Source organism: Bradyrhizobium sp. (assembly GCF_027307225.1).
Classification (GTDB): Bacteria; Pseudomonadota; Alphaproteobacteria; order Rhizobiales; family Xanthobacteraceae; genus Bradyrhizobium.
Window position 1 is genome coordinate 1 of sequence record NZ_DAHUXJ010000154.1, and the last position, 23,997, is coordinate 23,997.

A 23,997-nucleotide genomic window follows, 5' to 3' on the forward strand; every position below is an offset into this window, starting at 1 on the left:
GCAAATCGAGCCTACAAAGCCAATCAGTAGAGCCGCCAAGCCAATCCGGGCCTGTGCATCGGCATTCTCCACCCCGCCGATAATGCACACTAAGATGCCTACGGTGAAGGATACGAACGTACCGGCTGGGACGAGGAGGAAAGCGAGAAAGAGAAAAACCGGGGTTGAAATGCGTCGGAAAAAGTTCGGCTGAATAGAGTTTTCGGCGCTGGACATCGTTCGATCCTTTCAATGTTTTCGTCGTGAGCGCGCCCGCCTAGGTTGACGAATAGGGACTATATTCCCTAGAGACTATATGCCCGATGGTGCTCGATCCTGCAATGCAGGACTGGCGCGCGATATTGGGGAGAAACGTTCGCAAGATCCGTCAGCAACGACGGATGACGCAGGAGAAGTTGGCCTTCGAGGCCGAGATCGATTTGACTTATGTCGGCGGGATCGAACGAGGGAAGCGCAACCCCAGTCTGATGGTCATGGCGCGCATTGCGGAGGCGCTTTCGGTACCTCTAACCAAGCTGATTTCTGAGTAGTGGCGGGCGTCCTGATGAGCCGGTTAGCTACTAATATTCTTCTGCCAACATTATCGTAATCACCCGTTCGGTAAGAGACGGATCGGCGGGATCGGGCGAATGTGCCTCTGCGTCCAGAGCGTAGTAGTCGATCTTGAAAACGATGGAATGGCCTTCAAATTGGAGCGTCCCAAAATCGTGCTCACCCCAAGGATCGTTGTCGGCGCTGAAATCGTGGAAGCTGGCTATCGCATTGACGATGTGATTGACTGCTGCCTCTCCGAGCGCTGCGACGCCGGGAGTCATGACGGCACCTCCACTATATAAATGTTGTCGCAGTTCATCGTTGAGCAAACGGATGCGATCCGTGTCGGTGGACATCGGTGTGTCTCCTAAAAAGATGGTGGGATCTGAGTTTGCGCACCTAAGAGCCGGGTCGCGCAGTTTTGGAAGTTGGCCCGGGCCGAAGTCCGAGCCAGCTACACGAACGTTGGGCCTATGATCAGGCGGGGCCGGGGTTGACCAGTGCCACCGCATTGATGTGGCGGACCCACGTTCCCTGTTTTGGATAATCACGCAGGCGGAGGGTCAGGACTTCGCCCTCACGTTTGATAACTGTAGCCTCGAACCAACCATCTTCTGGGCTCTCATGCATAAGGACCATGTGACCGACCGAGACCTCGTCCCAGCTCCTCGGCAAGCCCGAAATTGTGGGCGAGACACATTTCACATCGGGGAGAGCGGAGTGAGCCACTTGGCCCTTGGTCTCATTGGCTGCCGTCTGCTCGCTGGGAGCGGCTTCCGTTTTGGTCTTAGATAGAGCTTCGGCGGTTCGCGCCGCCTCTGATATCTGGTCGTAGAGTTCGCGCCGGATGTTTGGGACGAACAGCCTCACCACCTTGCCTGTACCGATCACACGACCGACCGGCAGCTTCATGCCAAGCGCGGAAACCGCTTCGGGTTGGCTGATCAGCACGCGGCAGTTCATATCCATGGCGGCGGAAGCGATGCTGTCCTTCAGTTCTGGAAAGCGTGCGCCGCGCGGCTTTCCATTAGCGTCCAGACCAAGGACGTAGACTTGATCAACTCGCGCCGGTTCTTTCTTCTCAGCTTTCTTACCCATCGAGCGGCTCCTAAAAATGCGAAAGGGAGCCATTGGCTCCCTCTTTCCGCGGTTGGAAAGGCGATTTCAGACCCGAAGGCTGGGGCAAAGAGAAGTATTCCCGGAAGTATCTCCAAGTCTAAAATGCGCAAGGTCGTGAATTCGACTCTGTGTCAAAAGTATATCGAGATTCTAAGTCAGAAACAAGTCTGAAAAATACCGTAAATACTTGAAATTACGCCGTTTTTAGCGGCTTTCTGGCGCAAATCCGAAACAGGTGGCAGTAGCCAAGCTGGCACGGCTCGGTGGCCGGGAGACGGTTGCCGTTGCACAGATCGAGCCCCTCTGCGGAGCAGTATCGCCAGAGAGCGAATTGAATCCAACGCGGGAAAAGCTTCGGAAACCGCGGATTGAAGGTGCGAGCATCAATCCGGTCTGCGGCTCCTCTGATAATTTCGGCGCAGCCGCCCTCCGCGTAGCAGGCGGGACCATAGGGGTGGGGGACACCGCAATCATCCAGAATCCCCGAGCGGGTTAGGAAGGCATGGACGAGGGTATCCACGACTATCATCGACACGCCCGCCTCAAACCAGAGGGGCCGCTGTTCCCGAGAGCCGATGAGGAGGCCGGACAGCGCCATCGTCAGGAGTTTGTCCGAGACGCCGAAAATCTCCCGAAGAGGCCCAATTAATGCTTCCTGCCTTGCCTTTTCTAGGTCGGCGACTGGGGCGCGCGCTGCGGCTTTCAGTTGACCGTCGATCCAGCCGACGAGGTCGCTCTCGGCGATGTCCCGGACAAATAAAAAGAAGCTGAGGGCGATCTGGTTCAGTCGCCCGTTTCGCAAACGAAGGCGAGGTACCGGACACGCGTCGATACGATCCGGCACCGTGCAGGTGTGCCGAGTCTTTTCGTACCCGCAGTCTGCGTAGCTCCAAAATGAACGAAGCTTCGAGCATGGCGGAAAATCCGTGATACTTGCCTCTACCTGGGACCACGACGCAGTGCCGTGCTTACGCATGTATTCCCAAGCGGCTTGATCGGAAATTCCTTGAAAATTGAATGCTCGTAGGAGCCAATCGAAAATTGGTGGTGTTTGTCTTCGCGTGACCGCCTCTCGCAAGCCAGTGCCCCGGATTTCCTCGTCGATGTCGTCGAGGAAGGATAAGGGACCTGCAAATTCACAGACGGTTCGAATGAGCAATGTGGTGCGCTCACTCGGACTGCGATGCACAGAGGACAGTGGGCGTGTGGGTGCCGCGATCTGTTGCCGAGATCGGGCATGCGGAGGCGGACTCAAATCAGCGAAACCAATTTGCGCTGCGCATCCGTATCGCCGTCGATGTATCCCTGCGTGGTTTGTATTGAACGATGACCCGCAAGTAGTTGTACATCGCGGAGCGATCCGCCGGTCTTGTGCACCAGTCTCGCCGCCCTCGTGATAAACGTGCGGCGACCTGAGTGGGAAGAACACCCCGTCAAATCGAGCGCTTTGAACACACGATGAAACCAGACGACAATACTGAGAGGCGTCATAGCGCCGCCTTGCTGCGACCGGATCACAGGTCCTCGACCTGTGCTTTGGTGTCTGACAGCGACAAGTGCTTGTCGTAGATCAGTATGAAGCGGAACCGACCTTCCACCACCCTTTTTCGCGACTTTGTCGTGAAGTTCGATGGTACTGCCAACTTCGCCGCTCGGATCGAGGATCATATCCCAAGTGAGCTTGGCGATTTCAGCCGCGCGAAGGCCAGCTTTCACTGACAATAACACGATCAGGCGATTGCGGTGCGGATGACGAGAGGTTTCGGCGAAATAAAGGAGTTCGTCGATATGATCAGTCGAAAGCGTCTTGGCCTGTCTGCCTGCCATCGTCACTCAGAAAAGTAGACCTCGATTCTAGAGCGATTTGGTCGGCGCGCAACGGAAATTTACGAACCAGATTCGATAAGGTTTCTATGAAAAGCTTATCGAATGCCGCACCACAAATCGGCACACGCAAAGAACTTATCAGTTCTATTGAATTCTGCTCGGAGGCGAGCGAGATCAAGTCGTGAGAACAAGAGCAAAAAGGTATCGAGGCCGATTCGGTCAGTGCGGCTTGCTGGTCGCGACACTTCTGAAAGGAGTCGCACCGATCAAGAAAAAGCTAAGCAAGCGGTAGGGTCGCTGTTTGCGGTCGCCGCGCGGCAACGCAGTGCGCTCTTCTTCAGTCAGCTTGGTGCGCGTGAAGCTATGAATACGTCCAAAGTGACCCATTGAATCTTGCGAATGCCGCGCAAAGAGAGAATGTCTCTCCCACAGAGAGACTAGCCGCCTCCGAAGGAAGCTTTCATGACAGGTACATTTGTAGTAGCCGCCGCGATCCTGCTCCGAGAGGGATTGGAAGCCTTGCTAGTGATCGCAGCCCTCGCTGCTATCTCAAATCAGCCGTTTCGCGAAGTGCGGGTTCGGACCTAACAGATCGCGAGGGGCGATCCATCCACCGTCTTCCAATTCGTCATTGTTAGAAAGAGTGTCCTTATTCTCGACTGCAAAGCCGAGAACATAAAAGCCTTGCCGAAATCGGACGAAGCAGCCAAACAACCCTTCATTTACATTCGTATCGAACTTGTATTCGAATGTTTTTCCTGTATCCCAGCGGCCCTGAACCAACTTGTTGTATTTGCCCATCAGATTGATGAGGTCCAACGGTACGCCGTGGTGAAAGTCTTCCTTTGACCTCCAGAAAGCTTGCACGCGACCGTTATTTGATAGCGGTCGCTTGAAGTGCTCGAAGTAAAGGGCCAGTGCCACCTTATGGGAGAACACGTTCAGATGACGAACGGTGAGAGGTCCAATGGTCACGACCGGCGTACCACGCGGAAGGTCAACGCCCTGACGCTTGAGGTGTAGTTGCCCTCGACGCTGCATATCTGGCGTAAACGCGGTCTCCCACTCAAGCAGAACGTCAGGAGCTTGTATCCTGATCTGACTAACAAGCTTCGCGTGGTCGGCTGGACCATAAGGCGTTTGTTCAAAGCCCCAACGACTTATCAGCGACACGACCAAATCAGAAGTGCTGGTGCCTCTATTGCACTCGCCGCAAGCAGGCATGACTAGCTTGTCTGGGCGATGCTTATTCTCGAAGAGCGCTTTGGGCGGCATGTGCTCGCGAGTAGCGGTAGGACGTTCACCGCAAAGACAGCACGCGGGATAGTTCCGAATGAACTCAGCCGTGCTGCGCCGTTTCACCTTCTGCTGTCCCATACTTCAACCTGAATAGGTGTTGAACCTTCCGTGCTTCACGCCACGCACGTACCCTTCCGATACTTGCTTCTCTGTGAATTCAAGAGCGACCAAGAGCGCCTTAACAGCCTCTCGCGCATCACCGCCACAAGCCGCTATCGCCTGATCAGCAGCAATCTCCAATCGCTCCGCGTCTGACGGCGGATCGACCGTTTGGGCCTCGTTCATGATGGCTAATCCGCTTGACGGAGCGAAATAGATGTTCTCATTATGTTCTTATTAAGTCAAGCTGCGTTGGGCCCCTCTTGCGGGATGCGAACCCTTTAAAGGAACGGAAAGTGTCTGAAAATTCGTCCGACGCCTCAGTGCGATTTCTGCTTACTGAAAGACTGGCTGAGATTAGCTTCAATCCGGCACTTCCAGACGGCCTGACATTCGCTGATGCTTCATCGGGCGTGGAAATCACCATCAAGCCAGAACGCCCCGACGGTTTTAGACCTCTCGTGTGCAAAGCGCGCGTAAGCCTCGCCGCGCCTGCCGCTGCACACAAGTTCATTACGTCATTGCTTGCCCGTAAATTTGAAGCACATGACAAGATGCCTGTTGAGCTGCCTTACAAGGACCGCGACCGTACCTTGATTGCTGCTGACGGTTCAATTTCAGAAGGCTTTGGTGTGCCTTTCGAGCTGTATCCACTTGACGTGCAGGCCCTGTGCGACACAGCGCGCGAAATGCTCTTGCAGCGAGCCTATCGGCTGGTCCGTCTCCTGCGATGGCAACAGAATCTGGATGGTCCTCATTGGGTGTTCGATGGTGACCCTGCGCTGTATTGGAATGTAGGCGGCAGCTCGTACCAGATTGTGGGGCGTCGAGGGCAAGAACGAGTAGGAGCATCACCGGCTGGAATCGAGTGGAATGAGCTGGATCGCGCCGACCTGGATAGCGTCTGGAACGAAGCTTCTTCAGAAGAAAGTGTCGCTCATGAGCTTTTGAGAGAAGCCAAAGTTCTTCGAGAGCACTCCCCACGCAGCGCGTTTTTGATCGCTACTTCGGCACTGGAAGTCGGCGTTAAGGCGTATGTCGCGCACCTCTCTCCGGACACTAGTTGGTTGCTTTCTGAGCTGCCTTCACCTCCAATCCACAAAATTCTTAGGGCTTATATTCCGGAGTTGCATCAGCATCGGGGAACACCAATCGACTATTGGGGCAAGCTGAAGCCGTGGTTCAAGCGCGTTGAGTCTGGGGCGATCACTCGAAACAAGCTTGTTCATACGGGAGCGATACAGATCGAGCCAAAGGACCTTACGGCATACCTTCAGGATGTATCGGACTTGCTCTACTTGTTTGATATCTTGAGAGGCCACGAGTGGGCCAAGCACAACGTTAGTTCCGCAATGAGAGCCGCGCTCGGCTGGCCATCATCGCGCCGAAAGCGCTACATCGTGCTGATGCGCTCGGGCGGCCTGTAAGAAAGGCGATATGACGGCTGAAGATCCGCTGAATCTCCTGTGGGATTTGCGGGTGCCGTTGAGTGGTTACGCAGCTTACGAGCTAGTGCCTAGGCTCGCGGTGCTGTAGACAATCCCCTATTTGGCGAGAGTTGATGCGCGACGGCTAACGCGAATGAGATCAACCACTAGCCAAACTGCTTGGGCCGCAAGCTCCTCCCGTGCGTAAGTGGGAAAGCTCCCGGTCAGCCATAGAATGAGGCTGGCGATTACCAGAGAAGCGACGTTCGCCGCAATCGCGAGGAACGGCCCATTCGGAAGAGCTTTGCCGACAACCCAAAGCATAAGTCTGCTAATCAAGAATGTCGGCACGAGTGCACCAATGAAAAACGCCACGTCAAACATGCCAACCTCCTATGCAAGCTAAGAGTTTCTTTACCGGATGCGACGATACGGCGAACCGGGTTGCGTATCATGCCCCCTTCCTAGCAAAGCCGTCGCCGATCTCAACCCGGCGGCGGCTTTCGACTTTGTGGGGCTTTGCGCCTTCGATAAAGTTCGCTACGATTGTAAGCGGGGAGCATCACAACGTATGAACGACCTCTTTGACTGGGTTCTTTCACTTCCGTCCTTCGCCATCGTCGGGATTATCGGCGCGATAGCTGGCGGAACTGGTGCATTGCTTGGCGCTGCGGCTCAGAAAGTCTTCGGCCAGAATAAAGCGTGGCGGATCATCCCTGTTATTTTCGTGGTTGGCTCAATCCAGTTAACGACGAAGTCACTTCTCCCATCGCTCCAGCAAGATGCGGCGGTCAGGGTGATGATGAAGCAATCCCCGATTTTCAGCGTGATCCTCAAATATCACCCTGACGCGGAAGCGGAGACCGTGCGAAAGCTAAATGAAATCAGGGGTAGTCCAAACTCCGGTCTAGCCGCTCGCGCGGTTGGCGCGGCAATCGCAGACAAATATGTAAACCTGCACATGTTAGTGGCTTCTGATGAAGCCGTCCGAAATTTGCTTCTGAGCGAAGTGGCCATAGTTCGTTCCGCGAGATCGCAACCAAGTGACTGTGTCGCTCTCTATCTCGGGACAGCAAATGCTCCCGTCGATAAAGTCCCGCTCGACCTATTGAACGCAAAGGCGAAAGCCAGAGCCGACATCATCGAAACGGCCGTCACTCAACCCGCTCCGCTACCATCAGGTCTCTCGGTGGACGCGCTCGGAAAGATTCTAGCCCGCTCCTATCAAAGCAACGGCTTTAACATCGGCGAAATCAGCAAGCTCGAAGATGTCGGCTCGTTGCCCGCGAAAGAAGGATGCGACATCGCATATCATTTTCTTACTGCTATGGCCTCGCTTGCTCCGAAGGAAGCGGCGACGGTTTACAAAGGGCTATTGGCCTTAAATAAGTAGCTCAGGTCCGATTCGGAGTGAGAAGCATCGCCATGCGGCAGAAAACTAGGAAATACCCTCATGGCGTCGGCATCGCTCTCGCACTAGCCATCTTCACCCCCTGCATGGCGCAGAACTCGAAGCTGAACGCGCCGATTTCACGGCAGCCAACTGTAGGATCAGAAATTGATAGGGGCCAAGATGCTGCGTTCGACTGCGGACTGCACAACCTCACAAACTTTGCCGAGTTCGTCGCCTGCCTAAACGACATTGTCACCGCCAATCGGCAAAAGAGTACGCTATCCGAGCCGTTCCAATTCGGCCTTTACGTGCGCGCGTTGCAACACGCCTATGTGCAGCACGTTGCTCTGGAGGGGAACGTGTCGATCTGGCGTGACAGCATGGTCAAGATAATGAAGTCCAATAAACTATCATTTAAGGACTTCTGCGACGCGGTTGGCTCGGGCAAGTGTGAACCCGTCAAAATCAACGAACAGACCTTCGGAAGCGCGACCGCTGCGCGGCATTGATAGAACAGGGTAGGGGAAAGCGGCGAACATGACAGCAGTAACGCCTTTGGCGCGCCTTGAACGTGAGACGCTTCGCAAAGCATGGCCTAACGAGGCCAGTAACTTCACTCCGTGGCTGGCAGAAAAGGCCAATCTTGATCTACTTGCTGAGAGAATTGGCATCCCACTCCAGCTTGAAGCGGTTGAAAAGGTGGTCGGGTCCTTCTTTGCGGACATCTTAGCCAAGGAGGCTGATACGGGCCGATGGGTAATTATCGAAAGCCAGATCACGCCTACCGATCACAGCCATCTCGGGCAGTTATTGACGTATGCGGCTGGATTGGAAGCTAGCACGGTCATTTGGATCGCCGAGAATTTTCGGGAAGAGCACCGCGCAGCAATCGATTTTCTTAATCGAGCTACTACCGAGGAGTTCGCTTTCTTCGGTGTGGAGATCGAGCTTTACAAAATTGGCGATAGCCCGCTTGCCCCCGATTTCTCGATTGTCGCGAAACCGAATGACTGGGCAAAGAGAACGCTGACGGCAAAGCAGACTACGGCCACCGAAAAAGAATATCAGCGAGAGTGGAAGGACTACTGGCGCGCGTTGATCGAAGCAGCGAACGGCCGATATTCCGCCCTTGCTGAACGAAGTCCGTACAGAGAAAATTGGCAGGCGTTTGAAACTTTGAAAGGTGGCAACCCTAGCTTCGCGCTCAATGCAACATTCCCCTGGGATAAAAGTCTTCGACTGGAAATCTATATTCAGGGGTCTTTGGCGAAGGCCGGGTTCGCCGCGCTCCTTGCCCAAAAGGAGCAGATTGAGAACGCCTTCGGGGCACCGCTTGCATGGGAGGAATTGCCGGAAAGACAGGCTTCTCGGATCGCGTTTTATATGCCCGGCCTAGAGAAGCGCGGCGATCAGGCAACATGGGGAAAACAGCACGAGTGGTTGCTTACGTGGGGGCCGAAATTGGCAAGCGCTCTGAAGCCTTTTATGAGCAATCTCAAGCTTGCCGTGCCGGACATTGAGCATGATCGCTCGGCGCTTTGATAAGCGGCTGGCGTTCGCCCGGGCAGGATAGGGAGGTCAGCGCTCGGAATGTTGCGACGAATTGCGATAGCCGCAAGCCTCTTACTTGCCGTAGCGACCGAAGCAGACGCCATGACTTTCACTAGGCGTGACCTCCAGACGGTGTATGCATCAGGGCCGATTGAAGAAAATGACGCAGCGAAATTCGCTGCGTTGCCAAAGTTCGAAACGTTAGAATTAGACAGCCCTGGCGGCCTAGTTGGCGAGGCGCTCGCTATCGCCGCCCGTATGGATGCGCGCGGCGGTATTCGGACGGTGGTCAGGGCGGGTGCATCGTGTGCTTCTGCGTGCGCGATGGCTCTGTTCGTATCGGGCAAGACACGCGTTGTGTACATGGGCGGGCGTCTCGGCATTCATTCTTGCCGTAATCCAGACGGCACACCAGCCCTCGAATGTAACAAGGCCATGGCCGCTAATGCGACCGCGCATGGCGTACCATGGGGCGTGATCGAAGGTTTCGGTAAATACACCAAACCCTCTGACATGATGTGGCTTGGTGCCGAAGACTCCGAGTGCTGGGGACTCATGAAGTGGAGCGTGGAGGATACCTCAAATAATGGCGTTGACTGCTACAGATGGGCAAGCCGCATTCCCGCTGAGGAGGTAACACCGGCCAGCGCAAATGAAGCAGACTACATAGCTTGTAGGGCCAACGCGGCCACGTCTCGTACTTATGTTTCAACGGGCCGCGATAGTCAGGGGCGCTCAGCCGCATACCGCACGGCTTGCGAACGCATTGCGGCAGATCCGAAGACGCCGAAGTATGCCGCCATCGATATAATCATGTGGCTTACTCTTTCTGACCCCAACATGTCGGCGCAAAAACCGGGGACGCTGATGGTGACTATTTTGGATCGCGATGACAAGCAAATCGTCAACTGCTGGAAATGCCTCGCCATCGTAGGAATATCGGAAGCCATGCGTGGATATCCAAGGGAGGCACTAGAGGATTTTCGAAAAGCTGTGAACTTGGTTAGGCGCGAGACTGGCTCAGTTCCTGCTTGGCTTACGGCGAGCGTTGATACTGCTGCTGCGGAGGCGGCAAAGCAAGACCGCTAGTTTGTGGCGCTGGCGGCGGCGTGTTGGCTTATGTGTCGCCAGTTGTCCGGGCGGAGTTCGTCAAGGCTCATCGCGAGGGAATCGACCTAGAGGAGATGTTTGATCAGGTCTTCGCGCGCGACCGGAAGATTGCCTCCGCCCAAGCCATACGAGGCAGCCAATTTCGGGTTTTTTTCGGCATCCAACGCGAAGAACGCGACGCCTCCGAGCGATGTTTTATCGGGATTGAAGGTGAGATCGATTATCAGGGAACATCGGCTAGATCGGCGGAACTATCTGCCACTCGCAACGGATACTGCGCTGATGGAGGACCTTGGTCGGCATGGACGCCGTAATCGGTGAATGGCCCCTCATATCCTATTAGGTAAAACGTTAGCTGCCGGAGCAAAACTTCGGTACGATGTATGAGGTCAAAAAGCTCTTGGTAATCGACTTGATCAGGTTTCTTTAGATCCCTTATTGTTGGGTGGACGTGTCGCTGACGAAGCCTATTCCAAGCTTTGATATATTCCTTTGTAACGTGCCCTGTTTCGGCGAGCACGTGTAAAGTATCATGCGGGCGTTTATTTCCCATCGCATCGATCTGTCCGTTTATTCGGTTAGCGAAGTCTTGCAGGTCAGCCTGCTCGGAGAACCATTCACGCATTCGATCTTGAAGGACGCCGACCCTTTCAGCCTTTTCTTTGTCTCCTTCCACGCTGATTAAACTTGTCAAGGCCTCAACCGCGACGGATACACCGACCGCCCAAGCGTCGAGTGAGCCTGCTGTCGCTTCGCAAGCGTTGTACAGGTGATATGCAACAGGGTTCCAGTATGTACCTTTTGCACTGGCGATGACGTACTCTAAGTATTTCCCAAACAGCCGCCATCCGTGCTGATGAAAATCAATAGAGATTGGTGCGATGGGTGGATTGAATTGAGTGCGCGGAGCCTTACGCAATGACGACGCAAGTTCGAGGTGAAGTTCGCTACCCGCGCTCTCTAGGCGGGCGCGGTAGATTGCTGTCTTTGCTGTTATGTATTGGAGAGCTTCCTGTATTCTGAGATTAAACTGCGCAGGGAAGGGGCTTTCGGAAGTCACTTCAATGGTGGTGTCGCCCGACCCGTCGCGCTTCCGAACCTCAAACTTCGATCCGCATGCTTCAAATTCGGCAAGGTCCCGAACCATCCAGCGATTTCCGTGCTTTTCAGTCTCACTCATACGATGAAGTGGAACGACATATTCGTCGAAAAAATGCAGACGCAGGAAATTCAGCCTTTGCGGCATATCAAGATGTGCGGTTATAGATTGCATCTGAGCGTTGACCAGCACGCTCAAATCCGTCGCGTCCCAATGAGGCGCTAATCGAATGCGCTTCGAGGTCCAACGCGTGCCGTCGTGCCCAGTTGCATCTAAATCGTAAAACAGGTCATCGCTAATAATCTCGCCCGACTTGGTAGCGAACATGGCTGCAAAATGGCCGAACGGTTTGGCGTTGTGTTGCGCGACATAAATTTTGCACACAAGCGTGCCATCTGCTGACTGGCGGACATACCCTTGACCTTCGAAGCGTTCGCCGTCTTTCTTTCGTTGAGCTAGCACCATTCGCTTGCAGTCGAAATCGAGCGCACCCCGGCGGAAAGCGTCAATCGTGTCATCGATGTCCAACATGCCTCAGACTTCCAAAAAGGACGCACAGTCCGGTGGGCCTAGCCTAATAAATTGAAGGGCTACTGCGCACTCAGATCATCGGGTGCGCCGATTCAACTCATCGAGCGGACTTGAGCGGCAATCTTCTATCGAATGGCGGAGATGCCGCGGCTTTGGCGTGGACGGCCAGACGTGAATAGCCCGCTGCACCTACTTCGCTCGATACATTTCGTGCACTCTTCAACGTAACCATTTTTCCAATCCGAGATCGACTGGACAGCATAAGGCCAAATACTGCGTTCGAGGACACACAGTGGGAGGTTGTAAACAGAGACATTCATGCCAATGGCGGCCAATGTCTGGACCCCCTCACAAAGGCTCTCCCGATAGTCAATCGGATCGATCCAAAGCGATTTTTCGTTAGCGAGCGCGAAACCAGTGTTTTCCATTCCCATTAAGGCGACGTGATCGACGAAGGGCAGATTTCGGGCAATCCAGCGACTAGTCTCGGCGATAATCGGTGCTGTGTGCGCATGTAAGACCACCCGCACTTCCACGCGTTGTCCTCGATCCTTAAGTTTCAAAATGCCTAGGATCGTTTCATCGAAGGCACCTTTGGCCTGGACAACGTAATCGTGCAGATAGTCTACGGCTGCATATACTGGAATTGCCGCTATCAGGCTTCGATGACCTATAGCCTTCCAAGCGTCTACAATTGTCGAGTTAGCAAATGCGCGCCCGTTTGTCAGAACTTGAATGGCGGTATTCGGAAGAAGGTCGCGGCAGTCTGCAATAACCCCGATAAAGTCAGTCCAATCTGAGAGCGGCTCGCCCCCCGTAAAAGTTAGAGTAGGAGTGCTTTTGGGAATAAGCGGCAAGCTCCGTTTTATCTCACTTAGAATCCAATTGTCGTCTATGTCTTTTGGTGGCTGGGAGCACATAAGGCAATAGTTGTTGCAGCGCTCGGTTACCAAGAATGAGTTGTGCCGGGAGCTCCTTCTAAACAGTGTCCGGAATTTTTTAGTTGGAATATGGATCCCGAGGATATCGCCCGTATCCAAATAATCGAATTTGGCCGGTAGTGAAATTACCCTATTGAACAGGCTGGGCGACACGGGGGTATCAAGTGAGTCGCCGACCACAAATATTGAGTGGTGCTTTCCCTCAATTGAGCGGATCAAATCAACGGTCGATTTGACGAGCGAAAAATCGGAATCGTCGCAGGGTTCAGTGTCCGGCGATTTCAAACGAACAACGATCCTCGACGGCTCTCTCGCAAATCCCTCACAACTATCAGCAATCCCAAATAGCGGAAGCGTCATATCCCTGCCCACTGCCGTAGAATTGCTGCGTCCTTCGGAGAGCTTTCCAATATTTCGAGCAGCAGACGCATTGTTCCCTTCTGCCGTTCGCAGAAGTCCGAAAGGGGCTTGATGCCGAGCATGTCACCTTGAGTGGCGTGGTGATGAACCGGGTTCGCCCCGCAGTGGCTTTCAAACACGCAGTCTGAGCATTCGGGGGCGCATTGGGTCAGAGAAGCTGAAATTGCCTCGATTAATGTGTCCGACAGAACAAGCGAGCGGTAGTCATGAGTGTCAACATGGCCAAGACGAAATGCGTTGTCGCCGGTCTCCGCAAGCATGCGTCCCTCGTCAGAGGCATATACACTTCCATCATAATTATAGACCAAAGCGCCTATTCCAATTCCAGCCGGACTGCGCAGATCAACGTAGCCGATTGGTTTGTCTGTAAGCATCCTGGTCAGGACCAGCGCGGAGTAGAACTCACGGAACGGGGTACCTTTGTGATTGATATCTAGAATGCGTCGAAGACCTTGTTCGAAGAAACGAAGCCAGCGCTTCGTATCGTAACGTTGATACTGCTTCGTTTTAATGGCGAAGCCAAACGGCGATAACGGTCGGAGAAAAATGCCTTCTAAGCCGAGCTTCAAGTATTCATCGATGATTTCATCGACGCGATCCAAGCTGGCTTCGGTTGTCGTCATAAGTGCGCCGACGCGGTCTTTGCCAAGCGCCTCTTGTGCCCTGCGGATGCCACTAGTCGCCAATTCGTAGCTGTTTCCGCCCGGTCTAGGTCGATTCTTGTTATGTAGGTCTAAGGGGCCATCAAGCGAAGTCGATAGAAGGACTCCATTCGCTTTGCAGTATTCCAAGATTGAAGTGTTCAGTAGGGCGAGGTTAGTCGCAATTACGAAGTCAACCTGCTTGCCGCGCGTTGTGGATTTTGTGTTAGCCGCTTGCACAATTTTCTGGATTAAGCCGAAGTTGAGAAGGGGCTCGCCTCCTTGGAATTCAATCTTAATTCGTGATGACTTGCTTTCGAACGCAATATCTAGCGCTCGCTGAGCGGTCGTTTCGCTCATGTCAAATCGCGAACGATCTGTACTCTGACGCGAGACTTGGCAATATGGGCACGAGTGCTCGCAGCGCAACGTCACGACAAACATGTGCAAAGGTGTCATTTCCCGCAAGAATGACATCCGGCTCCGAAGACGGAGAGCGAGAAGCTGCTGCTGAGCCTTTTGCTGAGTGCCAGTGATCAGGTGAGCGGCGTAAGCCCTTTCGTATAACCCGTCTCCGGGCTTCAGCTTAAGGTCAATGACGTTGTTGATTTCATCCTCGGTCAGTCGGATGAAATCGCCCACCATATTGGAAACTAGGAATTGTGCGTTTCCCGTGCGCTCAAAATTGAACGGCAGAAGGGTAAGCTCACCGCTTGGCGAGCCGAAAGCTTCTACGTTAGCAAAACGGGCCATGCTGAGCAGTTCTACGCGCTAGTTGTTAGCTTGGTCGGCTGCCAACGATCCAAAGGCGAGCGCCAGTATTACATTCCGGATACCGGACGTTTTCCTCGCCACTTGCGCTCTCAAGTTCTCGTCGGTGACAAAGTCCAGAAAGCGCGCCCTTAGTCTATCCGGATCCTCCTCCACACGCCCAGAGGGCCCGTGCTGAATTTCAAGATGACAAACGAATTGGCCGTTTACTTCCTCAATCCGGCACGCCGCGGTTCCGATTAGACGATAGGCAGCCGCCTGCAAGGCATCCAAAGTCTGGACGCTCGCATCGAAATCTACGGTAATCGAAGGTCGCGGCTCGTGCTTCTCAGTATCGGCTTGAGGCATGTGATGCGTGAGACGCATGAGAAGCGTGGGAAGTGTGAGACGAATGCTGGGCCACCAACGTTCCGTCTGGCTGCTGAGTCATCACAAAGCCGAGTAGATCATCGCCCACTCGGTAGTGCGCGTTTGGTTCCAACCGTGGAACGGAGTTCTCTGTACCGACATTTGTAGCGTTCGAATCCGTTGCCGCTGTTGCGTGCGCTTCGGTGCCGAGCACCTGAGCGCCAGTCAAAGATGCAATCGCAGTTCCAAGTGAAAGAATCTTTTTGGAAGTGACAGACATCAGGCAAATCCCCCGGCTCACGTGTTGGCGTTATGAAATGAAAAGCACCATTTTGCGATTGGTTGCAAGTATCAGAGGGGACCAACTTTAGATTAAAAACACTTCTTTGGCAGCCCTAATCTAACTTTTCCGGTCCGCTCCGCCCCGCTTTTGCGCGAGCAACTGGACGACAGCCGCTCTCTGAGAGGGGGGACCGACCGGCCTTTCCTTGCATAGGACTAGCTCAAATCCCTGGAGTGCCTCTGGAATCTCGCCAAGCTTTGGCAATTCGAGATAGTTTTGGCCTTGGCCCCCAAAGGTCTCGACGTAAAGCCATCCACCATCTTTTAACGCAGTGCACAAATCCACAATGACCTTCTGCACCGGATAATGGATGCAGAGAATTGCTGAAAATGATGAGTTCCGAAAAGGCAATCGGCTCGCGACAAGGTCGGCGCAGAGCGTGACAATCCTTCCTGACCCGGTCGATTGCAATGCGCCAGACACTTCGACCGATTTGAGACGTGCAACATCGTTATCGACCGCAATCACGTCGTACCCGCGGGAAGCCAGAGCCAGCGCGTTTCGCCCGAAACCGCACGGGGCGTCCAAAACCGGCTGGTCATAGGATGAAGCCACTCGGTCGAGGACTTGCATCAAAAATTTAGACGGAGCGAGCGAAGGTACCGGCCTGCTTGTAGGCACTGCGCCAATGTCCAGTTATAGGAACGAAGGGGACAACACAGCGCCTGATGCGTGTTGTCCCATTGGTCTCACGGATGCTGTTCGTTCTTTGCGGCGCGCATTCCTTGTGTAGCAGTATCTCTTTCACACATATACGCGCCGTCTTTGGTGTTTCCGTAATTGTGAGTTCCCGCAAAATGATAGATTTTGGACCGCAAGTTCACCCAAACAACGGTATCTCCCAAGCAGGAAGCCTTCGCTTGAGCCTCAGTTGCGTATTGGCCAGTTCCGGACGGCGATCCGGTGGATGGTGCCCGTTGCGTAGTACCGTAGGGCGGTTCTGACGACGGCCTTGAAGCGGTTGGTGCAGGCGGCGGTGACGGTGACGGTGGCGGTGGGGCGGCAGTCGTCGTAGGCGCTGGGGCAGGGGCTGGAGCCACCGTAGGCGTTGCGACAGTTCCGGCCCGGCATGCCGCGACATACGCTCTTTCTGTGATGCCTCTAGCTTGGAAGTTGGCTTTATCAGCACGCCATTCTTCGGTGCAGGCTTTAGCGGTTTTTGCCCCCGCATTGCCTTCAGGCGCTGTTGCAACAGGAGGAGGCGCAGCCGTCGGCGCTGGACTTGGTGCAGCGGTCGGGGTTACGGCGGTCCCGGCGCGACAAGCAGCTACGTATGCTCTTTCCGTGATGCCCTTAGCCTGGAAATTCGCTTTATCCGCCCGCCATTCTTCGGTGCAAGCTTTGGCGGTCTTTCCGCCCGTGCCGCTACCTGGAAAGGTCGTGCTGGGTGCCGTCGCTGTGGGGGCTGAAGGCGGAGCAGTGGTAGGGACTGCCGCCGTTCCGGCCCGACACTGCGCTACATATGCCTTCTCTGTAATGCCCTTCGCTTGGAAATTGGCCTTGTCCGCTCGCCACTCTTCGGTGCAAGCTTTAGCGGTCTTCCCTTGAGCCAATACGGGGATGGAAAACGCGAAGAAACCGACTATGACAGCGCCGGTTGATACTAGAATCAGTTTTTTCATTAAACATCCTCCCAGCAAATGCAATTGACGGTTGTCAGCTTAACATAAGACTCTCAACGCCGTCATTCCCACCTAAAGCATGTTAACTCAGCATTTGCCGTTATCGGGTGGTTTGGGCAGCCGCCGTTTCACAGATCGAGCCAGTTCGTCGAACGAGTCAAACTTCTCTACACCATGCAAGAATTCACCTTCCACGTAACCATCGTCTCGAATTCTGTAGCCCACGCCATAGAGATAGCCGACTTCCTGACCTAATGCCCGACCAATTAAAACCGTCTCTACGTCGAGCGGGGGCTTCAACGGATTGATATGCCCTGTTGATCGCATCTGCCTAAAGGGCATGTGCATTCCAGTAACTTCCGTCTCGCATGATCCGTTGGGCTCTGATTTTTTTTTATTCGTTGGATAGTCTGACGTGCCGGAAATTCGAGACAATATTGCTCGATGAGGACTAACCTCGTACTCAAAGAACAAATCCTTTTCGATTTTGACTCGCCGCTTAATCATGGGCTTCATTCGTGCTTAGCTAGGAGCATGTCGGCAGTCTAGCGGTCATGGATTTCAGCCCCCGGGGCGACGCGCCAATCCGCGAAGCCGATAACTTGCGCTGACAGGCGTGTGGTCCATCCCAGCACTTGTAGCCAATATCCGTTGAGCAGCCAAAGGCACGAGGAATTGCGGCTCTCGCAGCAGAGCTTCTCGTCGGAACGTTGAAAGTTTGGCCTCGTGAAACCCAACGAATAGGCCAATTCCTCACCCTAACGCTATGGCGCGACAAAGCGTGACCTGATGTTCTCTTTTGCAAAGCAGCGGGCTTCATTACGTCACTTCCGCATGCTGTCGCGTTGCCTCTCGGCTTCGACGATACTAGCGAAGAGCTTCTGTGTTTCGATTTTTGCGTCGGTTTCCGTCAGTTTCCGTCTGTCAACCCGCTCGGATATTTGAAGGCGCTTCGTATTGAAGTCCTCAATGAGGTCCATGTAGCGGTAGTTGGCTCTTCTAAAAGCTTGGATGATGCGAGGATTGGCACATTCAGCCGACGCGACGAAAGATTTCAGTTCGCCGTTGATCCTCTTATTTCTGCACTCGGCGATTGCCGCGACCATTTCGTTTTGCGCGACCACCATAGCGTCTTGTGGCGGTTGGCTGAGCGCTTGCTGCGGTAACGGCGCGCCCATTTCGCGAAGTTTACGTTGCGCATCGAGCGCCTGCTGATGTTCCTTAGCGTTCGCCTGTTGCGTCCCTTCAACTCGTTCCGCCATTATTTGTGCCGCCGTGCATCGCCCAGCCAACTCGATACTTTGCGGAAGAGATTTATTTTCGATTGCATCTGCTTGTAGGCAGACGATTGTCGCGTTTCGCTTGAATTGCTCTAGCGTTCCGCAGGTACCGTTAATGCAACAGCTTCCGCCCGGCATACATGGAGGTGTTTGAGCAAAAGCAACTCCGCTGACGGCGACAAATACAATTGCGAAAAGCATCTTAATCGGGAATGCTGCTCGCAACGCGATACTGTCCAGCTTGGCAATCATTGATGCCCCCATCGCAAGTCTCGGGGCGGGATCATCGGGTAAAAGGCGCTTCTGTCAATCAGGGGATGTGCCTGCTGGCTTGCCGCGCGGCGCGAAAAATGCGGGCAATTTTCGGACATGCTGAGAATCGTGGAGGCAACGCGCCTAAAGGATCTTCATTTCACCGTTGAGGACGGGACCGACGGTTCCCGGTCTTTAGCTGAGGTATCTTGGCGGCGTTGGCCTAGCGATTGATAGCCGAGCTTTGGCGGGTAACATTGCCGAACGCCGCCCCTCGAAAACCCCCCGAAGTATGGCGTGAACGAAACGCGAAGAGGGTGGCCGGAAGCCGATGAAAAACACTGAAAATACAAAGGCTGACGACTTGGGAAGGGCGTTCGGGACGCAGGGGTCGCAGGTTCGAATCCTGCCGCTCCGACCAACTTCTCAACTCCTTTTAGATACGACTGTTTTCGAGCGCAACGACTGGCTGCCATGATTGACCCCATGGCCCGGTCAGCGCTGGCCTTCGCCTCTCTATTGCTGGTGGCGGCTTGAAGGATCGGAATCAGCCGCGCCGCTTCGCTCTTTACGAGCTCGGCGAGCCGCTTTTTGACCTGTTTCCTTCTCAAGATCGCCATCTGAAAGATGGCGGCCGCCACCCAATACCTCATCACGATTGCCTCCCTTGCGCGGTGCCCGCTGCCGCCGTGCCTGGCGACGCCGTCAAATCTGCGGTTAGACCTCGAGCTTGTCGCCGCCCTTCAGATCGAGAATTTCGCGGGCTTCGTCGGAGCTTGCGATCTCGAGACCAAGCCCCTCGATGATCTTGCGGGCGAGCAGCACCTGCTCGGCGTTCGAGGCTGCCATCCGCCCCGGCGCGGCCCACAGCGAGTCCTCCAGCCCGACGCGGACGTTGCCGCCCATGGCGGCCGACATCGCCGCGATCGGCAACTGGTTGCGTCCGGCGCCGAGTACCGACCAGATCATCTTGTCGCCGAACAGCCGGTCCGCGGTGCGCTTCATGTGCAGCACGTCGTCGGGATGCGCGCCGATCCCGCCCTGCAGGCCGAACACGGTCTGGATGAACAGAGGCGGCTTTACCAGGCCCTGATCGAGGAAATATTTGAGGTTATAGAGGTGGGCGGTGTCGTAGCATTCGAACTCGAAACGGGAGCCACTTTCCGCAAGTGTCGTAAGCACATATTCGATATCCTGAAAGGTGTTGCGAAACACGATGTCCTTGTTTTCGACGTGCTTGCGCTCCCATTCGTGCTCGAACTTGTTGAAGCGGTTGAGCATGCCGAAGAAGGCGAAGTTCATCGATCCCATGTTGAGCGATGCGACCTCGGGCTTGTAGGTCGCCGCTGGCCGCACCCGTTCGTCGACCGTCATGGTCGGCGAGCCACCGGTGGTAAGATTGATCACGCAATTCGAGCGCTGCTTGATGATCTTGAGGAAAGGCGCGAAGGCCGCCGGACTTTGATCGGGCTGGCCGGTCCTGGGGTTTCTTGCATGCAGATGCACGATCGCGGCTCCTGCTTCCGCCGCCTCGACCGCGGCATCGGCGATTTCCTGCGGCGTCACCGGGAGCGCCTTCGACATCGAAGGCGTATGGATCGCGCCGGTCACGGCGCAGGTGATGATGACTTTGCGGGGGGCCATGGTTTTTTGCCTTTTTTGAGGAGGATGGAGTCAGGACTTATTGGCTTGGTTGATCTTGTGGGCCGCGAGCGCGGCGAGGCGTTCATTGCGTCGAGCGGTCAATGCTGCGATGCGCTCGGCCTCCGGCGGGTAGGGCCACGCCGCGATCACCGCCTCGACATTCGGGCTTTCGTACACGGCGGGACCGGCCGCGGACGCGGCGAGTTCCTTGTAGAAGCCGGTGTAGCGCGCGCAATAGTCCGGGATGCCGCCGGGCGCATTTAGTTCGATGGTCTCGAACGGCCCGAGAAACGACCAGCGCAGACCAAGCCCGTCCTTGACGGTGTGGTCGAGGTCCTCCGCCGAGATATAGCCTTCGCCGACCAGCCGGAACGCTTCAGCGAGCAGCGCGCCTTGCAGGCGGTTGAGCACAAAGCCGTTGACCTCCTTGTTGATCGTGACCGGCACCTGTCCGATTTCGCGGTAGATCGTACGTGCCCGCTCGATCGCCTCGGGCGAGGTCCAGGGCGCGCCGCAAAGTTCCACCAGCGGCACCAGATGCGGCGGGTTGACCGGATGGCCCACCAGGCAGCGCGCGCGGCCAGGCAGATCCTCGGTGAAGCGCGAGGCCGTGATCGCCGAAGTCGAGGAGACGAGCAGCGCGTCCTTTCGCGTCAGCCGGTCGAGCTGGGCGAAGATGACCCGCTTGTCCTCGAGCTTTTCCGGTCCGTTCTCCTGAACGAATTCGACATCGTGCACCGCTTCCTCGAAACTGCCGGCCACCGAAACCCGCGCGACGGCACTATCGGGATCGTCGGCGAGGCCATGGCGCGCCAGCATGTGCAACTCGTCGCGAATGAGGCGCGGGGCGGCCTTGAGCGTTGCGATGTGCGGATCGGTCAACCGCACGTTCCACCCTGCGCGGGCGAAGATCGCGGCCCAGGCCCGTCCAATCAGCCCAGCGCCAACGATGGCGACGTTGCGTTCAGCGTTGGCCATTTCTGTCTCTCACCGGTTTTCCTTGCCGTGATCTGTCATGACAGTTAGAGTTGCAAAAGACAGGACGCTTGTCGACCTGCCCCACGAGTGATCATGAATCTCGACATCAACGGTTTGCGCGTGCTGGTGACGGCAGGCGCCAACGGCATCGGGCTCGCCATCGCGCGCGCTTTCGTGCGCGAGGGCGCAAAGGTCCACACCTGCGACGTCGATGATGCGGCACTCGCGGCGCTGGCCCGAACCGATCCTGCGATCACCCAGACCAAGTGCGACGTTTCCGACCGCAGGACGGTGAAGCATTTGTTTGACGAGGCGATCGGAAATCTTCGCGGTCTCGACGTGCTGGTGAACAATGCCGGTGTCGCCGGCCCGACCTCGAAGGTCGATGAGATGCACCCGGAAGATTGGGACCGCTGCGTGGACATCTGCCTGACCGGGCAATTCAATTGCACGCGGCTCGCCGTGCCGCAGTTGCGCAAGAGCAGGAACGCCTCGATCGTGAATATCTCGTCGGCGGCAGGAAAGCTCGGCTTTGCGATGCGAACGCCCTACGCGGCGGCGAAATGGGGCGTGATCGGCTTCACCAAGTCGCTGTCGATCGAGCTTGGACCGGACAATATTCGCGTCAATGCGATCCTGCCTGGCCTCGTTGCCGGTGACAGGCAACGCCGCGTGCTGGAGGCAAAAGCGCAGCAGCGCGGCATTTCCTATGCCGAGATGGAGCGCACCGCATTCTCCTTCACCTCGATCAAGGAATATGTGACGCCCGATCAGCTCGCCGATCAAATCCTCTTCATGTGCAGTCCGCGCGGCAAGACGATTTCCGGACAGGCGATCTCGATCTGCGGTGACACGCAAATGCTGGGATAGGCGAGAGGGGGCAAAAACGCAGGGGTGACGTCGCCCGCAGGGCGATGACAGCCGGCCCACGATTTGCTCAAATTCTGGCGCGACTGAAGTTCCCGCTCGCTGGAAATCCAAATGCATTTTATCGAACTGGACGGTGTTGCGCTTCGCTTCGAGTTGAGCGGCACGGGTGAGCGTACGCTGGTGCTGGTGCATGAAATGGGCGGCTCGCTCGAAAGCTGGGACGAGGTCGTTCCGCATGTTGCCTCGTTGCGCCGTGTCCTGCGCTACGACACCCGCGGGGCAGGGATGTCGCAGAAAGTCCGTGGCGAGCTCAGCTTTGCCGCCATGGCAGCCGATATTGCCGCGCTGCTCGATGCACTGCGGATAAGCGGCAGGGTGGCGCTGGCAGGCGTTGCCGTCGGCGGCGCCATCGCGCTTCAATTCGCGGGCCAATATCCGGAGCGAGCAAGCGCCGTCATCGTCGGCAGTCCGGCCACCGGGATCGCAGCCGCGCGCCGTCCGGCGGCGCTTGAACGCGTTGCCAGGATCGAGGCGCTCGGGATGGCATCCGTCGTCGAGGATTCGATGCTGAACGGCTACCCACCGGAGCTGCGCGGTGATGGCAAGCGCTTTGAGCAATTCCAGGCGCGCTGGCTTGGCAACGATCCCTCGAGTTACGCGACGATCTGGCGAATGCTGGCGAACGCCGACATGCAGGAAACCCTGAGCAAGATCAGGTGCCCGGCGCTTGTAATCGGCGGAAGCCTTGATCGCGTCCGGCCACCGGCGATTGCGCAGGAATTGGCCAAAACGATACCAGGCGCCCGTTATCTCGAAGTACGTACCGGGCATTATATGGCGGTCCAGACTCCCGGCCTGATCGCGAACTGCATCGACGAGTATCTCACATCCATCGGTGCCTGACGGATCAGCTTCCCTCCAGTGTATCAAGGTCGCCCCCATGACTTCCCAGCCCCTGCAGCAAATTCCCGGCCTCTATCGTCGCAAGATCGGGGACATTATCGTTACCGCCGTCAGCGACGGTTACCTCGACGGCAATCTCGAAGTGATGCGCAACGTCGATCTGCAAATGGCGGAGACGATCCTGCGCGAGGCGTTTCGCCCTGCGCGCCGAACCAGCGTCAACACCTTCCTGATCCGGTCAAAAGGACGCACCGCGATCATCGACACCGGATCGGGCAATTATCTCATGCCGACCGCAGGTCACGTTCATCGCAATCTCGTCGCAGGCGGCATCGATCCGAAGTCGATCGACACGGTGCTCCTGACCCATATGCACCCGGATCATTCCGCCGGGCTGACCGACATGTCGAACGGCGAGCTGCTGTTTCCGAATGCGGAACTGGTCGTGCACGAATACGAACTACCGCACTGGTTCGACGACGGCGCGATGGCCAAGGCCGATGAGCGCTCGAAGAAGCTGTTTTTCCAGGCAGGCCGCGAACAGGTCGCGCCCTACAAGAACCGCACGCGCTTGTTCAAGCAGGGCGAAATCTTTCCCGGCGTGACGGCGGTGCCAAGCCATGGACATACGCCGGGCCACACCGCCTATCTGGTCGCATCAGGCGATCATCAATTGATGATCTGGGGCGACACGGTTCATGTGCCGGAAGTGCAGACCGCGCATCCCGAAGCCGGCATGGCCTTCGATACCGATCTGGCGCAAGCGGCAGCATCCCGAAAGCGCATGTTTGACCGGGTCAGCGCCGACGGCGTCCTCATCGCGGGGATGCATACGCATTTCCCGGGCTTTGGGCGGTTGGCGCGGCGCGGCGACGCTTATGCACTTTATCCGGAAGCATGGGTGCACAGCTTCGACCAGGCCTGACGAACGCCATTCGTTCGCGCCACTTTCCGAAGTTCGTGTTACATCTTCGCGCTCTTTGGCTCTCACCCGG

Annotated in this window: 26 protein-coding genes and 1 pseudogene; 10 read left to right on the plus strand and 17 right to left on the minus strand. The window is 55.9% G+C overall.

The genetic code is table 11. The features are described 5' to 3' along the window. A partial coding sequence (locus M6D32_RS25750; RefSeq protein WP_298261659.1) for a hypothetical protein occupies nucleotides 1-216 on the minus strand: 216 nt, incomplete at its 3' end. Between the two features lie 86 nt (nucleotides 217-302). Here M6D32_RS25750 and M6D32_RS25755 point away from each other — a divergent pair. After that, nucleotides 303-530, plus strand: a complete 228-nt coding sequence (locus M6D32_RS25755) for a helix-turn-helix transcriptional regulator (protein ID WP_298261661.1) — start codon at nucleotides 303-305, stop codon at nucleotides 528-530. A 30-nt stretch (nucleotides 531-560) separates the two neighbouring features. On the opposite strand, the gene M6D32_RS25760 is transcribed toward M6D32_RS25755, so the two are convergent. The 4 genes from M6D32_RS25760 to M6D32_RS25775 form a co-directional block, all read right to left on the minus strand. Next, complete coding sequence (locus M6D32_RS25760; RefSeq protein ID WP_298261663.1) at nucleotides 561-890, minus strand: DUF3768 domain-containing protein; 330 nt, start codon at nucleotides 888-890, stop codon at nucleotides 561-563. Nucleotides 891-1,011: 121 nt separating this feature from the next. Further along, on the minus strand, nucleotides 1,012-1,632 hold the full coding sequence (locus tag M6D32_RS25765; protein ID WP_298261664.1) for a hypothetical protein: 621 nt from the start codon (nucleotides 1,630-1,632) through the stop codon (nucleotides 1,012-1,014). 214 nt (nucleotides 1,633-1,846) lie between these two features. Beyond that, nucleotides 1,847-2,812: a hypothetical protein gene (locus M6D32_RS25770; RefSeq protein ID WP_298261666.1), complete on the minus strand. Its 966-nt coding sequence runs from the start codon at nucleotides 2,810-2,812 to the stop codon at nucleotides 1,847-1,849. Nucleotides 2,813-2,904: 92 nt separating this feature from the next. After that, a complete protein-coding gene (locus tag M6D32_RS25775; RefSeq protein WP_298261668.1) occupies nucleotides 2,905-3,480 on the minus strand; it encodes a site-specific integrase in 576 nt (191 codons plus the stop codon). Nucleotides 3,481-3,942: 462 nt separating this feature from the next. Between M6D32_RS25775 and M6D32_RS26975 the strand changes: the two are divergent. Further along, nucleotides 3,943-4,026 (plus strand): annotated as a pseudogene (locus M6D32_RS26975) (iron permease FTR1); the annotation flags it as partial. Between the two features lie 3 nt (nucleotides 4,027-4,029). Here M6D32_RS26975 and M6D32_RS25780 read toward each other — a convergent pair. Next, on the minus strand, nucleotides 4,030-4,755 hold the full coding sequence (locus M6D32_RS25780; protein ID WP_298261670.1) for a hypothetical protein: 726 nt from the start codon (nucleotides 4,753-4,755) through the stop codon (nucleotides 4,030-4,032). 105 nt (nucleotides 4,756-4,860) lie between these two features. Next, nucleotides 4,861-5,064, minus strand: a complete 204-nt coding sequence (locus M6D32_RS25785) for a hypothetical protein (protein ID WP_298261672.1) — start codon at nucleotides 5,062-5,064, stop codon at nucleotides 4,861-4,863. 110 nt (nucleotides 5,065-5,174) lie between these two features. Between M6D32_RS25785 and M6D32_RS25790 the strand changes: the two genes are divergently transcribed. After that, the gene (locus M6D32_RS25790; RefSeq protein ID WP_298261674.1) at nucleotides 5,175-6,305 is read left to right on the plus strand and encodes a hypothetical protein; all 1,131 of its coding nucleotides are present in this window, start codon (nucleotides 5,175-5,177) and stop codon (nucleotides 6,303-6,305) included. 117 nt (nucleotides 6,306-6,422) lie between these two features. Here M6D32_RS25790 and M6D32_RS25795 read toward each other — a convergent pair whose 3' ends face one another. Beyond that, entirely contained in the window at nucleotides 6,423-6,689 is a 267-nt protein-coding gene (locus tag M6D32_RS25795) for a hypothetical protein (RefSeq protein ID WP_298261676.1), read from the minus strand. A 187-nt stretch (nucleotides 6,690-6,876) separates the two neighbouring features. On the opposite strand from M6D32_RS25795, the gene M6D32_RS25800 reads away from it, so the two are divergent. The 4 genes from M6D32_RS25800 (at nucleotide 6,877) to M6D32_RS25815 (ending at nucleotide 10,338) form a co-directional block, all read left to right on the plus strand. Continuing rightward, on the plus strand, nucleotides 6,877-7,698 hold the full coding sequence (locus tag M6D32_RS25800; protein WP_298261678.1) for a hypothetical protein: 822 nt from the start codon (nucleotides 6,877-6,879) through the stop codon (nucleotides 7,696-7,698). Nucleotides 7,699-7,730: 32 nt separating this feature from the next. Further along, nucleotides 7,731-8,207, plus strand: a complete 477-nt coding sequence (locus tag M6D32_RS25805; protein WP_298261680.1) for a hypothetical protein — start codon at nucleotides 7,731-7,733, stop codon at nucleotides 8,205-8,207. Between the two features lie 28 nt (nucleotides 8,208-8,235). Beyond that, nucleotides 8,236-9,240, plus strand: coding sequence for a DUF4268 domain-containing protein (locus tag M6D32_RS25810; protein ID WP_298261682.1), 1,005 nt, complete (start codon nucleotides 8,236-8,238; stop codon nucleotides 9,238-9,240). 111 nt (nucleotides 9,241-9,351) lie between these two features. After that, a complete protein-coding gene (locus tag M6D32_RS25815; protein WP_298261684.1) occupies nucleotides 9,352-10,338 on the plus strand; it encodes a hypothetical protein in 987 nt (328 codons plus the stop codon). A gap of 244 nt (nucleotides 10,339-10,582) precedes the next feature. On the opposite strand, the gene M6D32_RS25820 is transcribed toward M6D32_RS25815, so the two are convergent. From M6D32_RS25820 to M6D32_RS25850, 9 genes are all read right to left on the minus strand, one after another. After that, nucleotides 10,583-11,989: a hypothetical protein gene (locus M6D32_RS25820; protein WP_298261686.1), complete on the minus strand. Its 1,407-nt coding sequence runs from the start codon at nucleotides 11,987-11,989 to the stop codon at nucleotides 10,583-10,585. Nucleotides 11,990-12,114: 125 nt separating this feature from the next. Next, nucleotides 12,115-13,290 carry a His-Xaa-Ser system radical SAM maturase HxsC gene (gene hxsC, locus M6D32_RS25825; RefSeq protein ID WP_298261688.1) on the minus strand — a complete coding sequence of 392 codons (1,176 nt, stop codon included), beginning with the start codon at nucleotides 13,288-13,290 and terminating at the stop codon, nucleotides 12,115-12,117. Next, nucleotides 13,287-14,744, minus strand: coding sequence for a His-Xaa-Ser system radical SAM maturase HxsB (hxsB, locus tag M6D32_RS25830; protein ID WP_298261690.1), 1,458 nt, complete (start codon nucleotides 14,742-14,744; stop codon nucleotides 13,287-13,289). Before hxsB ends, hxsC begins: the two co-directional genes overlap by 4 nt. Nucleotides 14,745-15,090: 346 nt before the next feature. Beyond that, complete coding sequence (hxsA2, locus tag M6D32_RS26980; RefSeq protein WP_366145863.1) at nucleotides 15,091-15,390, minus strand: His-Xaa-Ser repeat protein HxsA2; 300 nt, start codon at nucleotides 15,388-15,390, stop codon at nucleotides 15,091-15,093. A 120-nt stretch (nucleotides 15,391-15,510) separates the two neighbouring features. Then, nucleotides 15,511-16,026, minus strand: coding sequence for a methyltransferase domain-containing protein (locus M6D32_RS26985; RefSeq protein ID WP_366145864.1), 516 nt, complete (start codon nucleotides 16,024-16,026; stop codon nucleotides 15,511-15,513). A 1,136-nt stretch (nucleotides 16,027-17,162) separates the two neighbouring features. After that, nucleotides 17,163-17,591 (minus strand): hypothetical protein, encoded by a 429-nt coding sequence (locus M6D32_RS25835; protein ID WP_298261692.1) that lies wholly within the window; start codon nucleotides 17,589-17,591, stop codon nucleotides 17,163-17,165. A gap of 308 nt (nucleotides 17,592-17,899) precedes the next feature. Further along, nucleotides 17,900-18,607, minus strand: a complete 708-nt coding sequence (locus tag M6D32_RS25840) for a hypothetical protein (RefSeq protein ID WP_298261694.1) — start codon at nucleotides 18,605-18,607, stop codon at nucleotides 17,900-17,902. Between the two features lie 717 nt (nucleotides 18,608-19,324). Beyond that, the gene (locus M6D32_RS25845) at nucleotides 19,325-20,251 is read right to left on the minus strand and encodes a 3-keto-5-aminohexanoate cleavage protein (protein ID WP_298261696.1); all 927 of its coding nucleotides are present in this window, start codon (nucleotides 20,249-20,251) and stop codon (nucleotides 19,325-19,327) included. 30 nt (nucleotides 20,252-20,281) lie between these two features. Beyond that, nucleotides 20,282-21,229 (minus strand): 3-hydroxyacyl-CoA dehydrogenase, encoded by a 948-nt coding sequence (locus M6D32_RS25850; RefSeq protein ID WP_298261698.1) that lies wholly within the window; start codon nucleotides 21,227-21,229, stop codon nucleotides 20,282-20,284. 93 nt (nucleotides 21,230-21,322) lie between these two features. Here M6D32_RS25850 and M6D32_RS25855 point away from each other — a divergent pair, with 93 nt between their 5' ends. The 3 genes from M6D32_RS25855 (at nucleotide 21,323) to M6D32_RS25865 (ending at nucleotide 23,927) form a co-directional block, all read left to right on the plus strand. Continuing rightward, nucleotides 21,323-22,099, plus strand: a complete 777-nt coding sequence (locus tag M6D32_RS25855; protein WP_298261700.1) for an SDR family oxidoreductase — start codon at nucleotides 21,323-21,325, stop codon at nucleotides 22,097-22,099. A gap of 111 nt (nucleotides 22,100-22,210) precedes the next feature. After that, nucleotides 22,211-23,002 (plus strand): alpha/beta hydrolase, encoded by a 792-nt coding sequence (locus M6D32_RS25860; RefSeq protein WP_298261702.1) that lies wholly within the window; start codon nucleotides 22,211-22,213, stop codon nucleotides 23,000-23,002. 37 nt (nucleotides 23,003-23,039) lie between these two features. Beyond that, the gene (locus M6D32_RS25865; protein WP_298261704.1) at nucleotides 23,040-23,927 is read left to right on the plus strand and encodes an MBL fold metallo-hydrolase; all 888 of its coding nucleotides are present in this window, start codon (nucleotides 23,040-23,042) and stop codon (nucleotides 23,925-23,927) included. Nucleotides 23,928-23,997: the final 70 nt, after the last annotated feature.